The following is an 18,531-nucleotide window of genomic DNA, read 5'->3' on the forward strand; positions in this document are numbered from 1 at the left end:
CGAAAATGGCAGAGAATCAATACTACGGCACTGGCCGTCGCAAAAGCTCAGCTGCACGTGTTTTTATTAAACCAGGCAGCGGCAACATTGTAGTAAACAAGCGTAACCTTGACGAATACTTCGGTCGTCCAACAGCTCGCATGGTTGTACAACAACCTCTAGAACTTGTTGAACTAACTGAAAAGCTAGACCTTTACGTAACAGTTAAAGGCGGCGGTATTTCTGGTCAAGCTGGTGCTATCCGTCACGGTATCACTCGCGCGCTTATGGAATACGATGAGTCTCTACGTCCTGCTCTACGCGCAGCTGGCTACGTTACTCGTGACGCTCGTTGCGTTGAACGTAAGAAAGTTGGTCTACGTAAAGCACGTCGTCGTCCACAGTTCTCTAAGCGTTAATTTCCTCTTATTGGAAATTCTGCTTTTCAGAGTTATTCTGGAAACTGTGTACCAAAAGCTCGGCTCTATGCCGGGCTTTTTTGTTTTTAAAGAAATAATACCTGCCTATCAATATCCATTTGTATTCACTTATAACTAGGCTCAGAGTAAGGCTTCTTCCTTACTATACGTCATAAGCTTATTTATCTGCTGTGGGTGCCTTTGCGTCTTAATATCCCTGCAACATGTTTTAAAATGCCTACTCGTCTTTTTTGCGTATGCGGCGTGCTACAAAAGTGAAAATACAAATAACGTAAGTTGAATGTGCACTAAGAAATATTTTGCTGTGTAATTAACTGAAAACTACCAAGATAAAAGGTTTGAATAGCTTTCAGCAGAACTTCCATGTTGTGCTTTCTTGTTACAAATCACATCAATTTTTTATAATTCTGCCGCTTTTGTGACGACGCGAGCGATTTGCCTCACAAATGTTACAAAAAGGTAGCTTTATCTTGTCAAAAAGTAGGGTTTTCTTTATCATTTCCCTCCAATAAATAGAACTAAATTCATTATTTGTTAGCCATGCTCTTATAAGCGGAATAATAACGATCCAAAGGGAGCAAATGGGAGAATGTTTGGATGAGCAACGCGCCTTTAAATAACGGTCGCAGGCGTTTTCTAACCGCTACAACGGCAGTTGTTGGTGGGTTAGGGGCAGTCGCCGTCGCCGTGCCTTTTATCAAATCATGGAATCCGAGTGCTAAAGCCAAAGCGGCAGGTGCACCGGTGGAAGTGGATATAAGTAAAATTGAACCAGGTCAGCTGGTTCGTGTCGAGTGGCAGGGGAAACCTGTATGGATTGTTCGCCGCACTCAAAGCGTTCTAGATAACTTAAAAACGATCGGCGATAAGCTTCGTGATCCGCAATCTGAAATGGAACAGCAGCCTGAGTACGCTCAGAATGAGTTTCGTTCGATTAAGGAAGAGTTTTTTGTCGCTGTTGGTTTCTGTACTCACCTAGGTTGTTCACCAACCTATCTACCAGACTCTTTCTCAGAGCAGGTCCAGGGCGTAAGATCTGGCTTCTTCTGTCCTTGTCATGGTTCTAAGTTCGATATGGCTGGTCGAGTGTTCCAAGGGGTACCTGCTCCATTGAACCTTGTCGTTCCTAAGCACATGTATTTGAGCGACACCAAGCTCATTGTGGGTGTTGATGAGGGGGATGCATAATGCAAGCAATGTTAGACTGGGTTGAAAAGCGTATTCCTGCAATGAATGCTTATAAAAAGCATTTGTCTGAATACCCAATGCCTAAGAACTTCAACTTTTGGTACCTTTTCGGTTCTCTGGCGATGCTGGTTCTGGTTAACCAAATCCTAACGGGTATTTGGCTAACGATGAACTACGTTCCTTCTGGTGACGGTGCGTTTGCTTCTATCGAGTACATCATGCGTGATGTAGAGTACGGTTGGCTTCTACGTTACATGCACTCAACTGGCGCATCTGCGTTTTTCGTTGTTGTGTACTTGCACATGTTCCGTGGCCTGATCTACGGCTCATACCAAAAACCTCGTGAACTACTGTGGATCTTCGGTATGTTGATCTTCCTTGTTCTAATGGCTGAAGCATTCATGGGTTACCTACTGCCATGGGGTCAGATGTCATACTGGGGTGCACAGGTAATCATTTCTTTGTTTGGTGCGATTCCTGTTATCGGTGATGACCTAACGCTTTGGATCCGTGGTGACTACATCATCTCTGGTGCAACGTTAAACCGTTTCTTCGCACTACACGTTATTGCACTGCCTATCGTTCTGCTTCTTCTTGTGGTTCTGCACGTATTGGCGCTGCACGAAGTCGGCTCAAACAACCCTGATGGTATCGAAACTAAGCTACCAAAAGGTTCAATGGGCGATGATTACAAGACACAGTTCAAGTTCCACGATTACTACACGAAGAAATACGACATTATCGACTCTATTCCTTTCCACCCATACGGTACGGTTAAGGACTTAGTTGGTGTGGCTGGTTTCTTGTTCTTCTTCTGTTACGTGCTGTTCTTTAACCCAGAAATGGGAGGATACTTCCTTGAACCGCCTAACTTTGAAGCTGCAAACCCACTGAAGACACCAGAGCACATTGCTCCGGTATGGTACTTCACGCCGTTTTACGCAATCTTACGTGCGGTTCCAGACAAACTATTAGGTGTTATCCTAATGGGTGCGTCAATTGCAGTGCTGTTTGTTCTACCTTGGTTGGATCGTTGTAAAGTTCGTTCATACCGTTACCGTAGCAAACTTCATCTGTTGAATATTGTACAGTTCACTATCGCCTTTATCGCTCTGGGTATTTTAGGTGCGTTACCTGCAACACCAACGTACACACTACTATCTCAGATCTTTAGCTTGTGTTACTTCATGTTCTTTGTGTTGCTGTTCTTCTACAGCAAAAATGAAGCAACCAAACCATTACCAGAGAGGGTGACATTCAAATGAAGAAGTGGATTGTAATTCTATTTGCTATGTTGCCATCACTAGCGATGGCAGCGGGGGCTAACGTTCCGCTTGATAAAGCGAATGTTGACCTAACGGATAAAGCTTCGCTACAAAACGGTGCGAAGTTGTTCATGAACTACTGTTTTGCTTGTCACTCAACGCAGTATCAGCGTTATGAGCGTGTAGCAACAGACTTGGAAATTCCAACAGACTTAATGAAAGAAAACCTGATTTTCAATCCTGAAGCGAAAATCGGTGATCTAATGGTCAACGCAATGCCACCGAAGCAAGCGGCAAATTGGTTTGGTGCTCCACCACCAGATCTTACGTTGGTTGCACGAGTTCGTGGTGCTGATTGGTTATACACTTACTTACGCTCTTTCTATGTTGATCCATCTCGTCCATTCGGAGTGAACAACATTGTCTTCCCGAGTGTTGGTATGCCACATGTGCTCGAAGAGCTACAAGGTATCCCGAAGCCGATTTACGATACGAAAATCGTAGATGGCGAAGAAGTACAAGTTGTTGTTGGTACTGAAACAGATGGTACGGGTGAGCTGAGCGAAGGCGAATACGACAAAGCGGTTGGTGACCTAGTGAACTTCTTGGTTTATTCAGGTGACCCAGTGCAGCTTGAGCGTCATGCTTTAGGTTGGTGGGTAATGGGCTTCTTAGTGCTTCTAACTATCGTTGTCGTGATGCTCAAGAAAGAGTATTGGCGCGATGTGCATTAATTGTGCTAAAATACCGTGCTAATTCCCAATTTTAATTGATGTACAATGGAGGCTTAGCCTCCATTGTTTTTATTTGTAAGTGTACTGGAGGGCTCCATGGCTGTAGCTGCCAATAAACGTTCTGTGATGACTCTTTTCTCAAGTGCATCAGATTTGTATAGCCATCAGGTTCGCATTGTACTAGCTGAAAAAGGCGTAAGTGTTGAAGTTGAGCTTGTTGACGAAGCAAACCTTCCTGCTGAGCTTGTTGAGCTAAACCCATATAAATCAGTGCCAACTCTTGTTGACCGTGAGCTAGCTCTTTACGATTCAAAAATCATCATGGAGTACTTGGACGAGCGTTTCCCTCATCCACCTCTAATGCCGGTTTACCCTGTTGCTCGTGGCAACAGCCGCTTGATGATGTACCGTATCGAACGCAACTGGTATTCACTCGCTGAAAAAGTGATGAAAGGTAATGCAGAAGAATCAGAAAAAGCACGCACAAAGCTGCGTAATGATCTTCTGACGTTAGCGCCAATTTTTGCTGAATATGAGTACTTCATGAGCGAAGAATTCAGCTTGATCGACTGTTACCTAGCTCCATTATTGTGGCGTTTGCCTCAACTTGGTATCGATCTGGTTGGCCCTGGTTCAAAAGAAATCAAGGTGTACATGAACCGCGTATTTGAACGTGATTCGTTCCTTGCTTCTTTAACTGAAGCTGAACGTGAAATGCGCCTAGTTCGCTAAGCGATTTAGAACACGTTATGGATATTGCAAAAATGACTGCTCGCCGTCCGTATATGCTTCGTGCATTTTACGATTGGCTAGTAGACAATGACTTGACTCCTCACTTGGTGGTGGATGCAACGATGCCGGGCGTACGTGTACCGGTTGAGTTTATTCAAGATGGTCAAATTATTTTGAATATTGCGCCACGTGCGGTGGGTAATCTTGAGTTAGGTAATGATGCGATTACCTTCCATGCTCGCTTTAGCGGTCGTCCACACTCAGTAATTGTGCCTGTGTATGCTGTCCAAGCTATTTATGCGCGTGAGAATGGTGCTGGTACTATGTTTGAACCAGAAGAAGCGTACACTCACATCGAAGAAGAAGCGATGACCGAGGAAGAATCATCCCCATCGTTTACAACGGTTAGCGATGAGCCTTCTGAGTTAGCCTCTGATTCGGATGCCGAAGAGGACGATGCTCCTCGACCAAAAGGCAAACCAAGCTTAAGAGTGATTAAATAATAAAAAAGCAGCGTAACGCTGCTTTTTTTCTTTTTAGTGTCTTGACGTGTTTTCAAGTGATGTTTCGCAATTACTCAATCGTAAATGCTTCGACGTTGGCTTCATTTTCCGCGTTTGTCTCACTTTCTATTGTTTGTACACCGTCACTCGGTAAGTCCACTTCAACAGGTTCCATTTCGCCATATTGGAACCCTTTAATGACTTGTTTTACGCCAGAGATATTACGCGCGATTTCTGTCGCTCGCTCGCCTTGCTCTGGTGTGACATAACCAAACAGAAAAACGTCGCCGTCTTCGGTGATCACTTTAACCTTAACGCCATTGAGTTCAGAGTCGGTCAGCAAGGCTGATTTTACTTTGGTTGTGATCCAACTGTCGTTGCTAATTTGAGTGACAGTGAGCGGCTCTTTTTGTTTGATTTGATTGTGTATGACTTTCACACCACTAACTTCTCGAGCTCTTCGCTCTAAAGCATGGATAAGGTCTTGCGTTGGAGCCTGACCCATAAGAACAACCGTACCGTTATAGGAGCTGGCAACCACACGAACTTCACCTTTAAACGGCGCCTTGTTACCGATCGCTGCAACTTCGAATTCGATGTTGTTGTCCTGCCAAATTTGTTTTGTACTGCGTGTGTCCGTGACAATATTTGCTGTGGTTGCAGCGCCAGCGATAAACAAGCCAGCGCAACCACTTAAACTCAATGCTATTAATAAGATAACGAGGCTACGTATCATAATTCTGACCCTCAGTCTTGGTTACTCTTCATGAGCAGGGAAAAGCACCTGGTCAATAAGATCACAAAGACAATGGAGTGTCACCATATGTACTTCGTGAATACGTGCAGTGCGGTGTGATGGAATGCGAATTTCGACGTCGTTCTCGCCAAGCAGTCCTGCCATCTCACCGCCATCTTTGCCTGTTAGCGCGATAATCGTCATGTCTCGAGTTACGGCCGCTTCCATCGCTTTGATAATATTTTTGCTGTTACCGCTAGTCGACATGGCAAGCAGAATGTCGCCTGGCTGGCCAAACGCTCGTACCTGTTTTGAGAAAATTTCCTGGTAGTGGTAGTCGTTTGCAACAGCGGTCAGGGTTGTATTATCGGCTGTTAAGGCCATTGCAGGTAGGCTAGGGCGCTCAGTTTCAAAACGGTTTAAAAGACAAGAAACAAATTGTTGAGCGTTTGAAGCACTGCCGCCATTACCACAACATAAAATTTTGTTGCCATTGAGCAAGCTTGAGACCATCGCTTGGGCCGCGTGAGTAATGGCATCGGGCAGCGCCTCTGCTGCTGCGATTTGAATTTGAATACTTTCTGTAAAGCTGTCTTTAATGCTGTCTAGCATCGCTTATCCTTCAGAGATTGCGTTTTCTATCCAGTTGATATCTCGCCCATTGTCATGAATAGCGATGACATCAAACCGATAATCGATATTGTGTTTTAAGCGCTTTTGTTGGCTAAGCCAAACTTGTGCAGTTTTGATTAGCTTGCGCATTTTTGCGTGCGTTACCATTTCTGCTGCTGAGCCAAAGTGATCGTTCTTACGATATTTGACTTCAACAAACACAATAGTTTCACCTTGTTGGAAGATTAAATCAATCTCACCGACCTTGGTCAGGAAATTTTGTTCAATAAAGCGCAAGCCCTGGCGTTGCAAATAGTGCTTCGCCAGAGCTTCATATTGATTTCCGATTTGGCGCTTACTAAAGAGCCCCACGCTCAGCCCAGCTCAATTCACGCTGTACAACACAGTTGTTGTCGATACTTAAAATACCGGTTTGGCCACCGACTGAGTAACCAGGAACGACCTTCATTTGTGGAAGTTCACCGATCAATTTATATGCATCCATACCGAGTGCTTTCAAACGTTTTTCCATGTTAGATTGCTCTGACCAAAGCTCGTTCATTTCAGCGGTCACGCTAGGATCTGGGTCAATCAGCAATGGAATGTCACTGTAGATGATGCCTGTTAGATCTTCGTATGTCGCGCCGCCACTGTTGCTACGCGAACTAGAGAAGATTTGTGGTGCTTTCGCATCAGGGTTAATCGCTACTTCGATAAACGGCTTGATCAAAGTCAGCTCAGTGCTTCTAGCTACGATATAAACCGCATCAACATCACGACGGCTACGTGGCTGTGTTTCAAGCTTAATTCGCATTAATGATTGCATCTGGGCGATACGCTGCTTGCTCTCTTGCAGGCCAAATACTTCATTGATGTCTTTTTGAAGTTGGCGCTTGTCACCAAAGTAACTTGCTGCGACTTTGTTAGAGCTGTACTTTCGCCATTCTTTGTTGAAAGCCTCAGTTACACGCTCTCCAAAGCTGCCTTTTGGTGCAAGAATAAGAGGGAAGTTGTAGCCTTCGCTGAACAAGTGTTTTGCAGCTTGTGCGGCTTCTTGTTCCGGTGATAATGCCAAGTAGCAAATATTGCTATCTGGTTGCACATCCTCGGGAATATTTAGCGCAAGGGCTGGAATGGTAGGGCCATTTGCTGAGCCATCCATGGTTGTGTGTAACAACTCCACGTTCTCTTTTTCTAGAGGGCCAACAACAAAATCGATGTTTTCATTGATCAAGCGTTGTTTAATTTGGTCAGCGTTATACGCATTGGTGTCAATCACCGTAAGTGTTGCACTAGGATCTCGATTACGATCATTCATCATCGCAAACACAAAACCATCACGAATTAATTGCGCTTGTGGCGAGAACTTACCCGTCAGCGGCAGCAATAAAGCAGTATTGTTTGGCTTCACGATATCAAGAGAGAGAATGTTTTGAATCTCTTCTGGTGTGTAGATAGCAGCAGGGTGCGAAGGGTTTTCGCTTAACCAGCGCTCTAGCGTATTTTTAAGTTGGGACAGGTTGCCCGATAGCGTTTTTGCATAAACAGCCAGCTGAAGCCAGCCGTCTAGAACATCCTCATTCGGCTCTGTTTCTAATGAGGTGAGTTCATATTCTGAGTAGCTGCCAAAGTTCATCCAAATACGGCTAGAGATTTCCCTCTGCTCTGCTGACGAGGCGTATTGACCAAATGCAACCAGCTGGCGGTTTGCTTCAAACGCTTGGTTAAGGCCTTGATAAGCGTCGGCACGCATCAAGTAATAGTCTTTCCATTGCTCGTTTGGCAATTTCCACCAAGGTTTAAAGTTTAACAATTGCAGCAACTGCGAGTAATTGCCTTGCTTTTGCTGTATGGTCGCACGCGCCAGTTGCCACTCCGCTTGCTGAACTTCGGTCAACTGTTGTCGAGCCAGACGTTTGATCAACAGTTCTGCTTGATCAAACTGGTTCGCTTGAATAGCGGCTTTGGTTGCCATGATCAACCAGTCATTTTGTAAACTGCCTTCCGTGCTATCAGCTTGGATCATATAGTTCTGAACAGACTGAGTAGGCTCAAGTGTTACATCAACGCCATCAGGCTGTCTTGGACCTGAAGAACAGGCGGCGAGCGTAATTGCTAGTGCAACAGGAGTAAGTATGCGTGGTACACTGAGTCTCTTATGGTTAATCATTGCCGTGAGTTCTCTATAATTTTGTACAAAATTGTCTCTATATTAATCGTTGAAGTGATGGTAAACAAATGACAGATAAAAATAAGTTGCCGAATGAGGGGCCAACTCTCTATATCGTACCGACTCCAATCGGAAATTTAGCGGATATCACCCAACGTGCTATCGAAATTCTGTCGACGGTGGACATCATTGCTGCTGAGGATACTCGACATACGGGTAAATTACTGTCTCACTTCAATATTCAAACCAAAACTTTTGCTCTGCATGATCATAATGAGCAGCAAAAAGCACAGGTTTTGGTAGAAAAGCTGCTTTCCGGTCAGTCTATCGCGTTAGTTTCTGACGCTGGTACGCCACTTATCAGCGACCCAGGATACCATTTGGTGACAAAATGTCGTCAAGCGGGCGTTAGAGTTGTGCCGCTTCCTGGTGCTTGCGCGGTCATTACGGCGTTAAGTGCATCAGGCTTGCCATCCGATCGCTTTAGCTTCGAAGGCTTTTTACCACCGAAAAGCAAAGGCCGTAAGGATAAATTCCTAGAGATTGCTTCGGTAGAGCGTACGTGTATTTTTTACGAGTCACCGTACCGTATTTTGGACTCTCTACAAGACATGTTAGACGTTCTTGGCCCAGATAGAGAAGTCGTGTTGGCGAGAGAACTAACGAAAACTTTTGAAACCATTCAAGGTATGCCATTAGGTGAGTTAATTGAGTGGGTGAAAAGTGACGATAACCAACAGCGTGGCGAAATGGTATTATTGGTACATGGTCACCGCGAAACCGCGGACGATTCATTGCCAGATGATGCCTTGCGTACATTAGGGGTTTTAACCAAAGAGCTGCCTTTGAAAAAAGCAGCGGCTTTGGTGGCAGAAATTCATAACTTGAAGAAGAATGCGTTGTATAAGTGGGGCTTAGAAAACTTAGACTAAGCACTGCTAACGAGACACATGGTAAAGCGGGTCGATGTGAAAATATCGGCCTTTTTTAGGCTCAATGTTTGATGGTTAGGTTAAAAAAACACCACTCAATGCATTCATTTCATCATATCTGTGATCTCACTAGACTCTGAGTAGATAACTCTATACAATCCGCCCTCGGAGTTGACTGGGTAGTCGCTGCTTTACTGATGTCCTTCGGGAGACTGACGTTGAAGTCCTTTGGGAGACTGACGTTGACGTCCTTCGGGAGACTGGTAAAGGGGAGGAAAGTCCGGGCTCCATAGAGCAGGGTGCCAGGTAACGCCTGGGAGGCGCAAGCCTACGACAAGTGCAGCAGAGAGAAGACCGCCGATGGCCCTAGGGCACAGGTAAGGGTGAAAGGGTGCGGTAAGAGCGCACCGGACGACTAGCAATAGTTCGTTGCAGGGTAAACTCCACCCGGAGCAAGACCAAATAGGCCTCCACATTGCGTTGCTCGCGTAAGGAGGCGGGTAGGTTGCTTGAGCCAGTGAGCGATTGCTGGCCTAGACGAATGGCTACCGCCGCGCAAGCGGAACAGAACCCGGCTTATGTGTCGACTCCAACTATTCGAGACCCATCACTACTTTTTGTAGTGATGGGTTTTTTGCATTTTATTGACGCAAACCCTGTCATTACCAATAAACTTGGCGTTAAATCACGTCTGACTTTAGACTTGAGGTGGCGATGATGTGGGAAATCAGTACACTATGGTAGGTTGATCTTTTGCTATAAATATTCAGCATGAGAGAGCAACATATCTTAAAATCGCTTCAAGATCATTCAACGAGAAAGCTATGACCGAAACCTTCCAACATATTTCCGTGTTATTAAATGAATCCATTGATGGCTTAGCTATCAAACCAGACGGTATCTATATCGATGGAACATTTGGCCGTGGCGGTCACAGCCGGACTATTCTATCTAAACTCGGAGAAAACGGCCGACTGTACAGTATCGATCGTGACCCTCAAGCGATAGCTGAAGCAGGCAAAATCAATGATCCTCGCTTCACCATCATTCATGGTCCATTTTCTGGTATTGCTGAGTATGCTGAAGAGTATGACTTGGTTGGCAAAGTTGATGGCGTTCTACTGGATTTAGGTGTTTCTTCTCCGCAGTTAGACGACGCAGAGCGTGGCTTTAGCTTTATGAAAGACGGCCCGCTAGATATGCGTATGGACCCAACATCAGGTATTCCCGTATCTCAATGGCTAATGGAAGCTGACTTAGATGATATTACTTGGGTGATTCGTGAGTTTGGTGAAGACAAACACGCGCGCCGCATTGCCAAAGCGATTGTTGCCTACCGTGAAGACGAAGAAAATGAACCACTGGTACGTACTGGCCAGCTCGCGAAGCTGATCTCAGATGCTGCACCCAAAAGCTTTAAAGAGAAAAAACACCCTGCGACTCGTGCGTTCCAGGCATTTCGTATTTACATCAACAGTGAGTTAGAAGAAATTGATACGGCACTAAAAGGTGCGGCAAGCATTCTGGCTCCTGAAGGTCGTTTATCTGTCATCAGTTTCCACTCTCTGGAAGACCGTATGGTCAAACGTTTTATCCGTAAAGAGAGCAAAGGACCTGAAGTGCCACACGGCATTCCAATGACTGAAGAGCAAATTCGTGCTCTTGGTAGTGCGAATATGAAAGCGGTGAGCAAAGCGATTAAGCCAAGCAAACAAGAAATTGAAATGAACCCTCGTTCGCGCAGCTCTGTGCTAAGAATTGCAGAAAAGCTTTAATTATTATGACGAAACCCACTCCTAACCTTGCTAAGTTGATTGCAACGGATCTTATCACCGTTGGTCGCTGGCCATTAGTGTTGTTGCTATTGATCGTGGCATCGGCAATGGGAGTGGTATTTGCTACCCACCATGCGCGTCAAGCGATCACCGAAAAAGATCACACTTTGGTTGAACGAGAGCGTTTAGATAGCGAATGGCGCAACCTGATGTTGGAAGAAACGGCCCTCGCGGAACACAGTCGTGTTCAAGACCTTGCCAAAAAAGAACTTGAAATGAAACGACCTGATGGCGATAAAGAAGTGGTTGTCACGCTCAAATGATTAGAAAGAAAACCAACACGAAACCAAGCAACAAGCGTAAACCTGTCGCGAAAGAAAAAAACGCTTCGGGGGATACGAAAACCGAGAAAAAAGCAGTGAAAGTGGCGGTTGAAGAATCCTTTCTGATTCGTTGGCGCTTCCATCTATTACTGTTTTTTGTCTTTTGTGCATTTGCACTTTTGGTGGCGCGCGTAGCCTATATTCAAATCATTGAACCGGATAACCTGATTAAACAAGGTGACCTACGCTCGGTTCGTGTGAAATCCATTCCTTCTGCACGCGGTATTATTTCGGACCGAAATGGTGAGCCGCTCGCTGTCAGTGTGCCTGTTGAGGCCGTTTGGGCGGATCCCGCGACGATATTTAAAGAAAATGCCTTAAGCCAGACCAAGAGTTGGTATGCATTAGCGGATGTTCTTGGTGTTGACCGACAAGGGTTGATAGACAAGATCAAGCACAATGAAAAGCGCCGCTTTATTTACTTGCAGCGCCAAGTGAGTCCAGCCATGGCGAACTATATTCGTGAGCTAAAGCTGCCTGGTGTGGGTCTTAAGTCAGAATCTCGTCGTTACTATCCTGCCGGTGAGGTTAGTGCTCACTTAGTTGGGGTGACGGGGATTGATGGGCATGGTCTAGAGGGTGTTGAGCGTAGCTACGATGAGTGGCTTACTGGCGCCGCAGGTAAGAAAACCATTCGTAAAGACCGTTATGGTCGCGTCGTAGAAAACATTGCGTGGCAAGACAAGCAAGAAGGTAAGTCACTCCAGTTGACAATCGACCAGCGCCTACAGGCGATTGCTTATCGTGCGATTAAACAAGCCGTTGCGGACCATCGCGCCACGTCTGGCTCCGTTGTTATGTTGGACGTGAAAACCGGCGCCGTATTGGCCATGGTGAATGCGCCTTCCTACAACCCTAACAATCGTAGCGACTGGCAAAGCTATAAAATGCGTAACCGAGTGATCACGGACTCGATGGAGCCAGGCTCCACCATTAAGCCTTTCGTTATTTTAGCCGCCTTAGAAAATGGGGTAGCCGATAAAGATACCATCGTAGATACCGGTAATGGTGTACTTCGTTTAGGTGGTAGCCGAGTAAGAGATGTATCCCGCGTGGGTAAAGCGAGCTTGACCACGATCCTCAAAAAATCGAGTAACATCGGTGTGACGAAGCTGGCAATGCAAATGCCAGTAGAGGCGCTGCTCGGTCTGTACAGCTCTGTGGGCTTTGGTGAGCTTTCTGGTCTGAACCTCGTTGGGGAAGTGACTGGTATCTTCCCGACACGAACACGATGGTCTCCTATTGAACGTGCCACGATTGCGTTTGGTTATGGTCTATCGATAACGCCAATCCAGTTAGCGCATGCCTATGCGACGCTTGGAAATCTCGGCAAATACGAGCCAATCCATATTATCGAAAGCAATGATCATGACATGTCGCGCCAAGTAGTGAGTGCAAAGTACGCACGCCAGGTCTTGGACATGCTGGAAACCGTAACCCAAAAAGGAGGCTCAGCTCGTCGAGCGGCAGTTCCTGGTTATCGAGTGGGAGCTAAAACGGGTACCTCACGTAAAGCGTCTGCAGGTGGATACAGCGATGAGTACATCACTTATACGGCAGGGCTTGCTCCGGTTAGCGATCCGCGAATTGCATTGGTTGTGATCGTAAACGAGCCTCAAGGTGATGATTACTATGGTGGTTCGGTAGCGTCTCCTGTCTTCTCTGAAATCATGAAAGGCGCGCTACAAATACTCAATGTTGCACCAGACGAAAATAAATTCCAGCAGTAAGCCGAGTGGCTTACTGAGCAAACAAAATTAAGAAAACCTGAGCCAAAGCTCGGAGAACAAATATGACTAAAGCCATCAGTATGGACGTGCTGCTTTCCCCTTGGGTGGATTGCCCTAGCTTATCGTCCGTTCTTGTTTCTGAATTGGAGCTCGACAGCCGAAGAGTTCAGCCTGGAACCACGTTTGTTGCGGTGATTGGCCATATTGTGGATGGGCGTAACTTCATTGCTTCTGCCATTGAGCAAGGCGCCAATGCGGTTCTAGCGCAAGCCTGTGAGGTAAAAGCACACGGCACGGTGGAAATCATCGATGACGTTCCCGTTATTTACCTCGATACGTTGGATCAACGTTTATCTGCAATCGCTGGAAAGCTCTATGCTTACCCAGATATGGATTTGATTGGTGTCACCGGCACCAACGGCAAAACCACCATTACTCAGCTAATTGCACAATGGCTAGAGCTACTTGGCCACAAAGCGGCAGTGATGGGCACGACGGGAAATGGTTTTCTCGACAATTTACAGCAAGCCGCGAATACAACAGGGAATGCTGTAGAAATTCAGAAAACGCTCTCCTCTCTCGCAAATCAACACGCCACATACACCGCGCTAGAAGTCTCTTCTCATGGCTTAACGCAAGGCCGTGTCAAGGCGTTGTCGTTTGCGGCGGGTGTGTTTACTAATCTAAGTCGTGATCACCTAGATTATCATGGCACGATGGAAGAGTACGCCAATGCAAAGCTGGGGTTGTTTACACAACATCAATGTGAACGTGCCATTATCAATATCGATGATGAGGTCGGTCATGCATGGGCGACGCAGTTAAGCAATGCGATTGCGGTGTCACTCAAACCGAACACTGAGTTTGAAAGCGCAATTTGGGCGACAGATGTCCGTTACGCGGAGTCGGGGATTACTATCCAATTCGATGGTAAATTTGGCTCAGGTCAATTGCACGCGCCACTGATTGGTGAGTTTAACGCAACCAACTTAATGCTCGCTTTTGCGACCTTATTAAGCTTGGGTAAGGATAAACAAGCGTTACTCGAAACCGCAGGTCAGTTGCAACCTGTACTCGGCCGAATGGAGTTATTCCAGACAGAGGACCGTGCCAAAGTCGTGGTCGATTATGCCCATACTCCTGATGCTTTAGAAAAAGCGCTGCAAGCTTTACGAGTTCACTGTGAGGGGCAGCTGTGGGCTATTTTTGGTTGCGGAGGCGATCGCGATGCAGGTAAGCGCCCAATGATGGCGGAAATTGCAGAGCGTCTAGGCGACAGAGTGGTGTTGACTGACGATAACCCACGCAGTGAAGATCCGGTTCAGATTGTAAAAGACATGTTATCCGGGCTGTCAAAACCTGCCGAAGCGATTGTGCAGCATGATCGTTTCAAAGCACTGTCTTATGCGGTTGAGAATGCTTCGCCAAACGACATCATCTTGTTAGCGGGTAAGGGCCACGAAGATTATCAAATTCGGAATGGCGAAACGATTCATTACTCCGACCGTGAGTCCGCTATGCAGCTTTTAGGATTGTCCTTATGATCAAAGTAACATTATCTCAAATTGCCAACATCACTCGCGGTGAGCTATTCGGCGATGATCTACTTATCGACGCGGTTTCTACTGATACACGAGCGATTGACAACTGTGCTTTATTTGTTGCGCTGGTGGGTGAGCGCTTTGATGCGCACCACTTTTGCCAACAAGCGGTGGATGCAGGCGCTGGTGCTTTACTCGTACAAAAACGTCTAGATGTGAATGTGCCACAAGTCGTGGTGTCGGACACCAAAATGGCACTGGGTGAGTTAGCCTCTTGGGTGCATCAAACTTGCCAAACACCTACCGTTGCCATCACAGGCAGTTGTGGTAAAACGACCGTCAAAGAAATGGTCGCGAGCATTCTGCAATTGAAAGGCAAAGTGCTGTTTACTGCAGGTAATTTCAATAATGATATTGGTGTTCCGTTGACGTTATTGCGCTCACAGCAGGATGACGATTATGCCGTGATTGAGCTTGGTGCTAACCATATCGGTGAAATTGCTTACACAACGCAGTTAGTAAAACCAGATATCGCGTTAGTAAATAATGTAGCCGCCGCGCATCTTGAAGGCTTCGGTTCTATTGATGGCGTGAAACAAGCCAAAGGTGAAATTTACCAAGGTCTTGCTGCAGGTAGTATTGCGATTGTCAATTTAGACAGCAATGGCGAAACAAAGTGGGAAAGCGTGCTGGCGGATAAGGAAGTTATCACCTTCTCACAAAGTAATTCTGCGGCTGATTACTATGCATCAAATATCGTGATGAATGCCGCGGGAGAGGCCAGCTTTAACCTACATATCGCAGCAAGCTCACAAGAAATTGAACTGTCTCTGGGTATTATAGGTCAACACAACGTGGCGAATGCAATCGCAGCTTCTATTATTGCGTTACAAATGGGCGCCACATTAGAAGAGGTTCGCGCTGGCCTTAAACATTTAAACAAAGTGAAAGGTCGCGTCGAGGTTGAAGCGCTGAGCGAAAAAATCAAATTGATTGATGACAGCTACAACGCAAGCGTGCCAGCCATGAAAGCGGCGGTTGACTTATTGGCTGCTTTCCCAGGTCAGCGCTGGCTGATTTTAGGTAATATGGCGGAATTGGGCGAGGAAAGTCTTGCACTTCATCGTCAAGTCGGGGAACATGCTGCCCCACAAAAATTTGAACATGTTCTCACATATGGTGCAGACGCCAAGGTGATCAGTGAGCTTTGCCAAGGCATTCATTTTGAGACGCACCAAGAGATGATTGAATACATCAAGCAGCATCTAGACCAAGCCGTTCCTGAAAACCATACGATTTTGGTGAAAGGAGCGAACGGTGCACGTATGTTTGAAGTCGCTGCTGCTTTGAAGGAGTATTATTAATGATTATTTGGCTTGCCGAGCTGCTACAGCCATACCTGTCTTTTTTTCGATTGTTTGAATACTTGTCTTTTCGAGCAATTCTAAGCGTATTAACCGCTCTGGGTCTGTCATTATGGATGGGACCAATCATGATCAAGCGTTTGCAAATGCTGCAAATTGGTCAGGTAGTACGTAACGAAGGTCCTGAATCTCACTTTAGTAAGCGTGGTACTCCAACGATGGGCGGTATCATGATCTTAGCGGCCATCTCAATCACAATCTTGCTTTGGACTGACTTATCCAACCCATATGTATGGGCGGTATTGACGGTCTTGCTTGGCTACGGTGCAGTCGGATTTGTTGATGATTATCGTAAAGTGGTGCGAAAAAATACCGATGGTTTGATCGCGCGTTGGAAGTACTTCTGGCAATCGTTGATCGCGTTTGTCGTGGCTTTTGCATTGTACGCTTACGGTAAAGACACTGCAGCCACTCAGCTCGTGGTGCCATTCTTTAAAGACATCATGCCGCAACTTGGTTTGATGTACATTATCCTGACTTACTTTGTGATTGTCGGTACGAGTAACGCGGTTAACCTGACCGATGGTCTAGACGGTTTGGCAATCATGCCAACGGTTCTTGTTGCTGCAGGCTTCGCGGTTATTGCATGGGCGACAGGTAACGTTAACTTCTCTGAATACCTTCATATTCCATACCTACCACATGCTTCTGAGTTGGTTGTCGTATGTACAGCAATCGTCGGTGCAGGCCTTGGTTTCTTGTGGTTTAACACGTATCCAGCACAAGTGTTCATGGGTGATGTCGGCTCACTAGCGCTTGGCGGCGCGTTAGGCACTATTGCTGTTCTCGTTCGTCAAGAGTTGGTGTTGGTGATCATGGGCGGTGTGTTTGTGATGGAAACGCTGTCGGTAATTCTACAGGTGGGTTCATACAAACTGCGTGGTCAGCGGATCTTCCGTATGGCACCTATTCACCACCACTACGAATTGAAAGGTTGGCCAGAACCTCGCGTAATCGTGCGTTTCTGGATTATTTCTATGGTTCTTGTTCTGATTGGTCTTGCGACATTGAAAGTGCGTTAATCGCACTTTCCAAGAACAAGATTTACAGTGTGATCAAATATGGAACGTTGGCAAAACATACATAGTGTTGTCGTCGTAGGGCTCGGTATTACCGGGCTCTCTGTCGTTAAACACCTAAGAAAAAATCAGCCACAGCTTGTGGTCAAAGTCATTGATACTCGCGTAAACCCTCCGGGTGCAGAGCGTTTGCCGGAAGATGTTCAACTGCATAGTGGTGGTTGGAATACAGACTGGCTTTCTGACGCTGATCTTATCGTGACCAACCCTGGTATTGCGCTAGCGACACCAGAGATCCAAGCCGTATTAGCAAAAGGCACGACAGTAGTTGGTGATATTGAGTTATTCGCCTGGGCGGTGCAGAAACCAGTGATTGCGATTACGGGCTCAAACGGTAAGAGCACAGTCACCGACCTCACAGGTGTGATGGTTAAGGCTGCAGGTTTGGATGTGGGCGTTGGTGGTAACATTGGTGTTCCTGCACTGGATTTGTTAGAACAAGACGCAGACCTGTATGTGCTTGAACTTTCGAGCTTCCAGTTAGAAACGACGTCAAGCTTAAAGCTCAAAGCCGCTGCGTTTCTGAATCTTTCTGAAGATCATATGGACCGTTATCAAGGCATGTCTGACTATCGACAAGCTAAGTTGCGTATTTTTGACCACGCTGCTCTTGCGGTAGTGAACCGTGATGATCAAGAAACCTTCCCAGATGCAGAGATGCCATTGGTGACATTTGGCAGCGACAATCAGGACTTTGGTCTCGAGGTGGATGGCAACCGTACTTGGCTGCTCGATCACGGTCAACGAGTCGTCGCAAGTGATGAGCTTAAGTTGGTTGGTAAACACAACTTATCCAATGCATTGGTCGTTTTAGCGCTCTTAAAGGCTGCGGGCGTTGATTATCACAACGCATTGAATGCACTTAAAAATTACACGGGACTGACACACCGATGCCAGGTGGTTGCGGATAATCAAGGCGTAAAATGGGTGAATGACTCTAAAGCAACTAATATTGCGAGCACTATGGCTGCGCTATCTGGTTTGGAGTCGACAGGTAAGCTCTACTTACTCGTTGGTGGTGTTGGCAAAGGTGCTGACTTCTCGCCATTAAAACCGATCTTCGCGACGCTTAACTTGCAACTGTGCTGCTTTGGCGCTGATGGCGATGACTTTATGCCACTGCATGAATCTGCAATACGTTTCGACACCATGGAAGATGTGATTCAACAAGTATCTTCGCAGTTAAAACCAGGTGATATGGTGATGCTGTCTCCTGCATGTGCTAGCTTTGATCAATTCGACAACTTTATGGCAAGAGGTGATGCTTTCGCTGCTCTTGCTCAGAAATATGCATAATTAAAGGTTACA

At 46.2% G+C, this 18,531-nt stretch carries 18 protein-coding genes and 1 other RNA gene; 15 read left to right on the top strand and 4 right to left on the bottom strand.

Features of this window, described 5'->3' with window-relative positions; all coding sequences use genetic code 11:
* Window positions 1–5 precede the first annotated feature (5 nt).
* From rpsI to sspB, 6 genes are all read left to right on the top strand, one after another.
* Entirely contained in the window at window positions 6–398 is a 393-nt protein-coding gene (gene rpsI / locus EX191_RS09480; protein WP_005372876.1) for a 30S ribosomal protein S9, read from the top strand.
* A 618-nt stretch (window positions 399–1,016) separates the two neighbouring features.
* A complete protein-coding gene (gene petA, locus EX191_RS09485; protein WP_005396462.1) occupies window positions 1,017–1,607 on the top strand; it encodes a ubiquinol-cytochrome c reductase iron-sulfur subunit in 591 nt (196 codons plus the stop codon).
* The gene (locus EX191_RS09490; RefSeq protein ID WP_005372880.1) at window positions 1,607–2,872 is read left to right on the top strand and encodes a cytochrome b; all 1,266 of its coding nucleotides are present in this window, start codon (window positions 1,607–1,609) and stop codon (window positions 2,870–2,872) included. Before petA ends, EX191_RS09490 begins: the two co-directional genes overlap by 1 nt.
* Window positions 2,869–3,606, top strand: coding sequence for a cytochrome c1 (locus EX191_RS09495; protein ID WP_193447641.1), 738 nt, complete (start codon window positions 2,869–2,871; stop codon window positions 3,604–3,606). Before EX191_RS09490 ends, EX191_RS09495 begins: the two co-directional genes overlap by 4 nt.
* 96 nt (window positions 3,607–3,702) lie before the next feature.
* Window positions 3,703–4,338 carry a stringent starvation protein SspA gene (gene sspA / locus EX191_RS09500; protein ID WP_005372897.1) on the top strand — a complete coding sequence of 212 codons (636 nt, stop codon included), beginning with the start codon at window positions 3,703–3,705 and terminating at the stop codon, window positions 4,336–4,338.
* Window positions 4,339–4,355: 17 nt separating this feature from the next.
* Entirely contained in the window at window positions 4,356–4,841 is a 486-nt protein-coding gene (sspB, locus tag EX191_RS09505; protein ID WP_031780550.1) for a ClpXP protease specificity-enhancing factor, read from the top strand.
* A 70-nt stretch (window positions 4,842–4,911) separates the two neighbouring features.
* Here sspB and EX191_RS09510 read toward each other — a convergent pair whose 3' ends face one another.
* The 4 genes from EX191_RS09510 to EX191_RS09525 are packed head-to-tail and all read right to left on the bottom strand — an operon-like array spanning window position 4,912 to window position 8,359.
* Complete coding sequence (locus EX191_RS09510; protein WP_065645151.1) at window positions 4,912–5,577, bottom strand: BON domain-containing protein; 666 nt, start codon at window positions 5,575–5,577, stop codon at window positions 4,912–4,914.
* 21 nt (window positions 5,578–5,598) lie between these two features.
* Window positions 5,599–6,189 (bottom strand): phosphoheptose isomerase, encoded by a 591-nt coding sequence (locus EX191_RS09515; RefSeq protein WP_005372901.1) that lies wholly within the window; start codon window positions 6,187–6,189, stop codon window positions 5,599–5,601.
* A gap of 3 nt (window positions 6,190–6,192) precedes the next feature.
* Window positions 6,193–6,561, bottom strand: a complete 369-nt coding sequence (locus tag EX191_RS09520; protein WP_012842156.1) for a YraN family protein — start codon at window positions 6,559–6,561, stop codon at window positions 6,193–6,195.
* Window positions 6,548–8,359, bottom strand: a complete 1,812-nt coding sequence (locus EX191_RS09525) for a penicillin-binding protein activator (protein ID WP_048626628.1) — start codon at window positions 8,357–8,359, stop codon at window positions 6,548–6,550. Before EX191_RS09525 ends, EX191_RS09520 begins: the two co-directional genes overlap by 14 nt.
* A gap of 68 nt (window positions 8,360–8,427) precedes the next feature.
* Between EX191_RS09525 and rsmI the strand changes: the two genes are divergently transcribed.
* The 9 genes from rsmI (at window position 8,428) to murD (ending at window position 18,519) form a co-directional block, all read left to right on the top strand.
* Window positions 8,428–9,291 carry a 16S rRNA (cytidine(1402)-2'-O)-methyltransferase gene (rsmI, locus tag EX191_RS09530; protein WP_193447642.1) on the top strand — a complete coding sequence of 288 codons (864 nt, stop codon included), beginning with the start codon at window positions 8,428–8,430 and terminating at the stop codon, window positions 9,289–9,291.
* A gap of 167 nt (window positions 9,292–9,458) precedes the next feature.
* Window positions 9,459–9,886: RNase P RNA component class A (rnpB, locus tag EX191_RS09535), an RNA gene on the top strand.
* Between the two features lie 229 nt (window positions 9,887–10,115).
* A complete protein-coding gene (gene rsmH, locus EX191_RS09540; protein ID WP_006743238.1) occupies window positions 10,116–11,066 on the top strand; it encodes a 16S rRNA (cytosine(1402)-N(4))-methyltransferase RsmH in 951 nt (316 codons plus the stop codon).
* Between the two features lie 5 nt (window positions 11,067–11,071).
* Window positions 11,072–11,389: a cell division protein FtsL gene (ftsL, locus tag EX191_RS09545; RefSeq protein ID WP_005396451.1), complete on the top strand. Its 318-nt coding sequence runs from the start codon at window positions 11,072–11,074 to the stop codon at window positions 11,387–11,389.
* Window positions 11,386–13,179: a penicillin-binding transpeptidase domain-containing protein gene (locus EX191_RS09550; protein WP_006743237.1), complete on the top strand. Its 1,794-nt coding sequence runs from the start codon at window positions 11,386–11,388 to the stop codon at window positions 13,177–13,179. Before ftsL ends, EX191_RS09550 begins: the two co-directional genes overlap by 4 nt.
* 62 nt (window positions 13,180–13,241) lie before the next feature.
* A complete protein-coding gene (gene murE, locus EX191_RS09555) occupies window positions 13,242–14,723 on the top strand; it encodes a UDP-N-acetylmuramoyl-L-alanyl-D-glutamate--2,6-diaminopimelate ligase (protein ID WP_193447643.1) in 1,482 nt (493 codons plus the stop codon).
* Entirely contained in the window at window positions 14,720–16,084 is a 1,365-nt protein-coding gene (locus EX191_RS09560; protein WP_193447644.1) for a UDP-N-acetylmuramoyl-tripeptide--D-alanyl-D-alanine ligase, read from the top strand. Before murE ends, EX191_RS09560 begins: the two co-directional genes overlap by 4 nt.
* Window positions 16,084–17,166 (top strand): phospho-N-acetylmuramoyl-pentapeptide-transferase, encoded by a 1,083-nt coding sequence (gene mraY, locus EX191_RS09565; RefSeq protein WP_005372931.1) that lies wholly within the window; start codon window positions 16,084–16,086, stop codon window positions 17,164–17,166. Before EX191_RS09560 ends, mraY begins: the two co-directional genes overlap by 1 nt.
* 39 nt (window positions 17,167–17,205) lie before the next feature.
* Complete coding sequence (gene murD, locus EX191_RS09570; RefSeq protein WP_006743234.1) at window positions 17,206–18,519, top strand: UDP-N-acetylmuramoyl-L-alanine--D-glutamate ligase; 1,314 nt, start codon at window positions 17,206–17,208, stop codon at window positions 18,517–18,519.
* Window positions 18,520–18,531: the final 12 nt, after the last annotated feature.

This window comes from Vibrio chemaguriensis, assembly GCF_012275705.1.
In the GTDB taxonomy this organism is placed as follows: domain Bacteria; phylum Pseudomonadota; class Gammaproteobacteria; order Enterobacterales; family Vibrionaceae; genus Vibrio; species Vibrio diabolicus.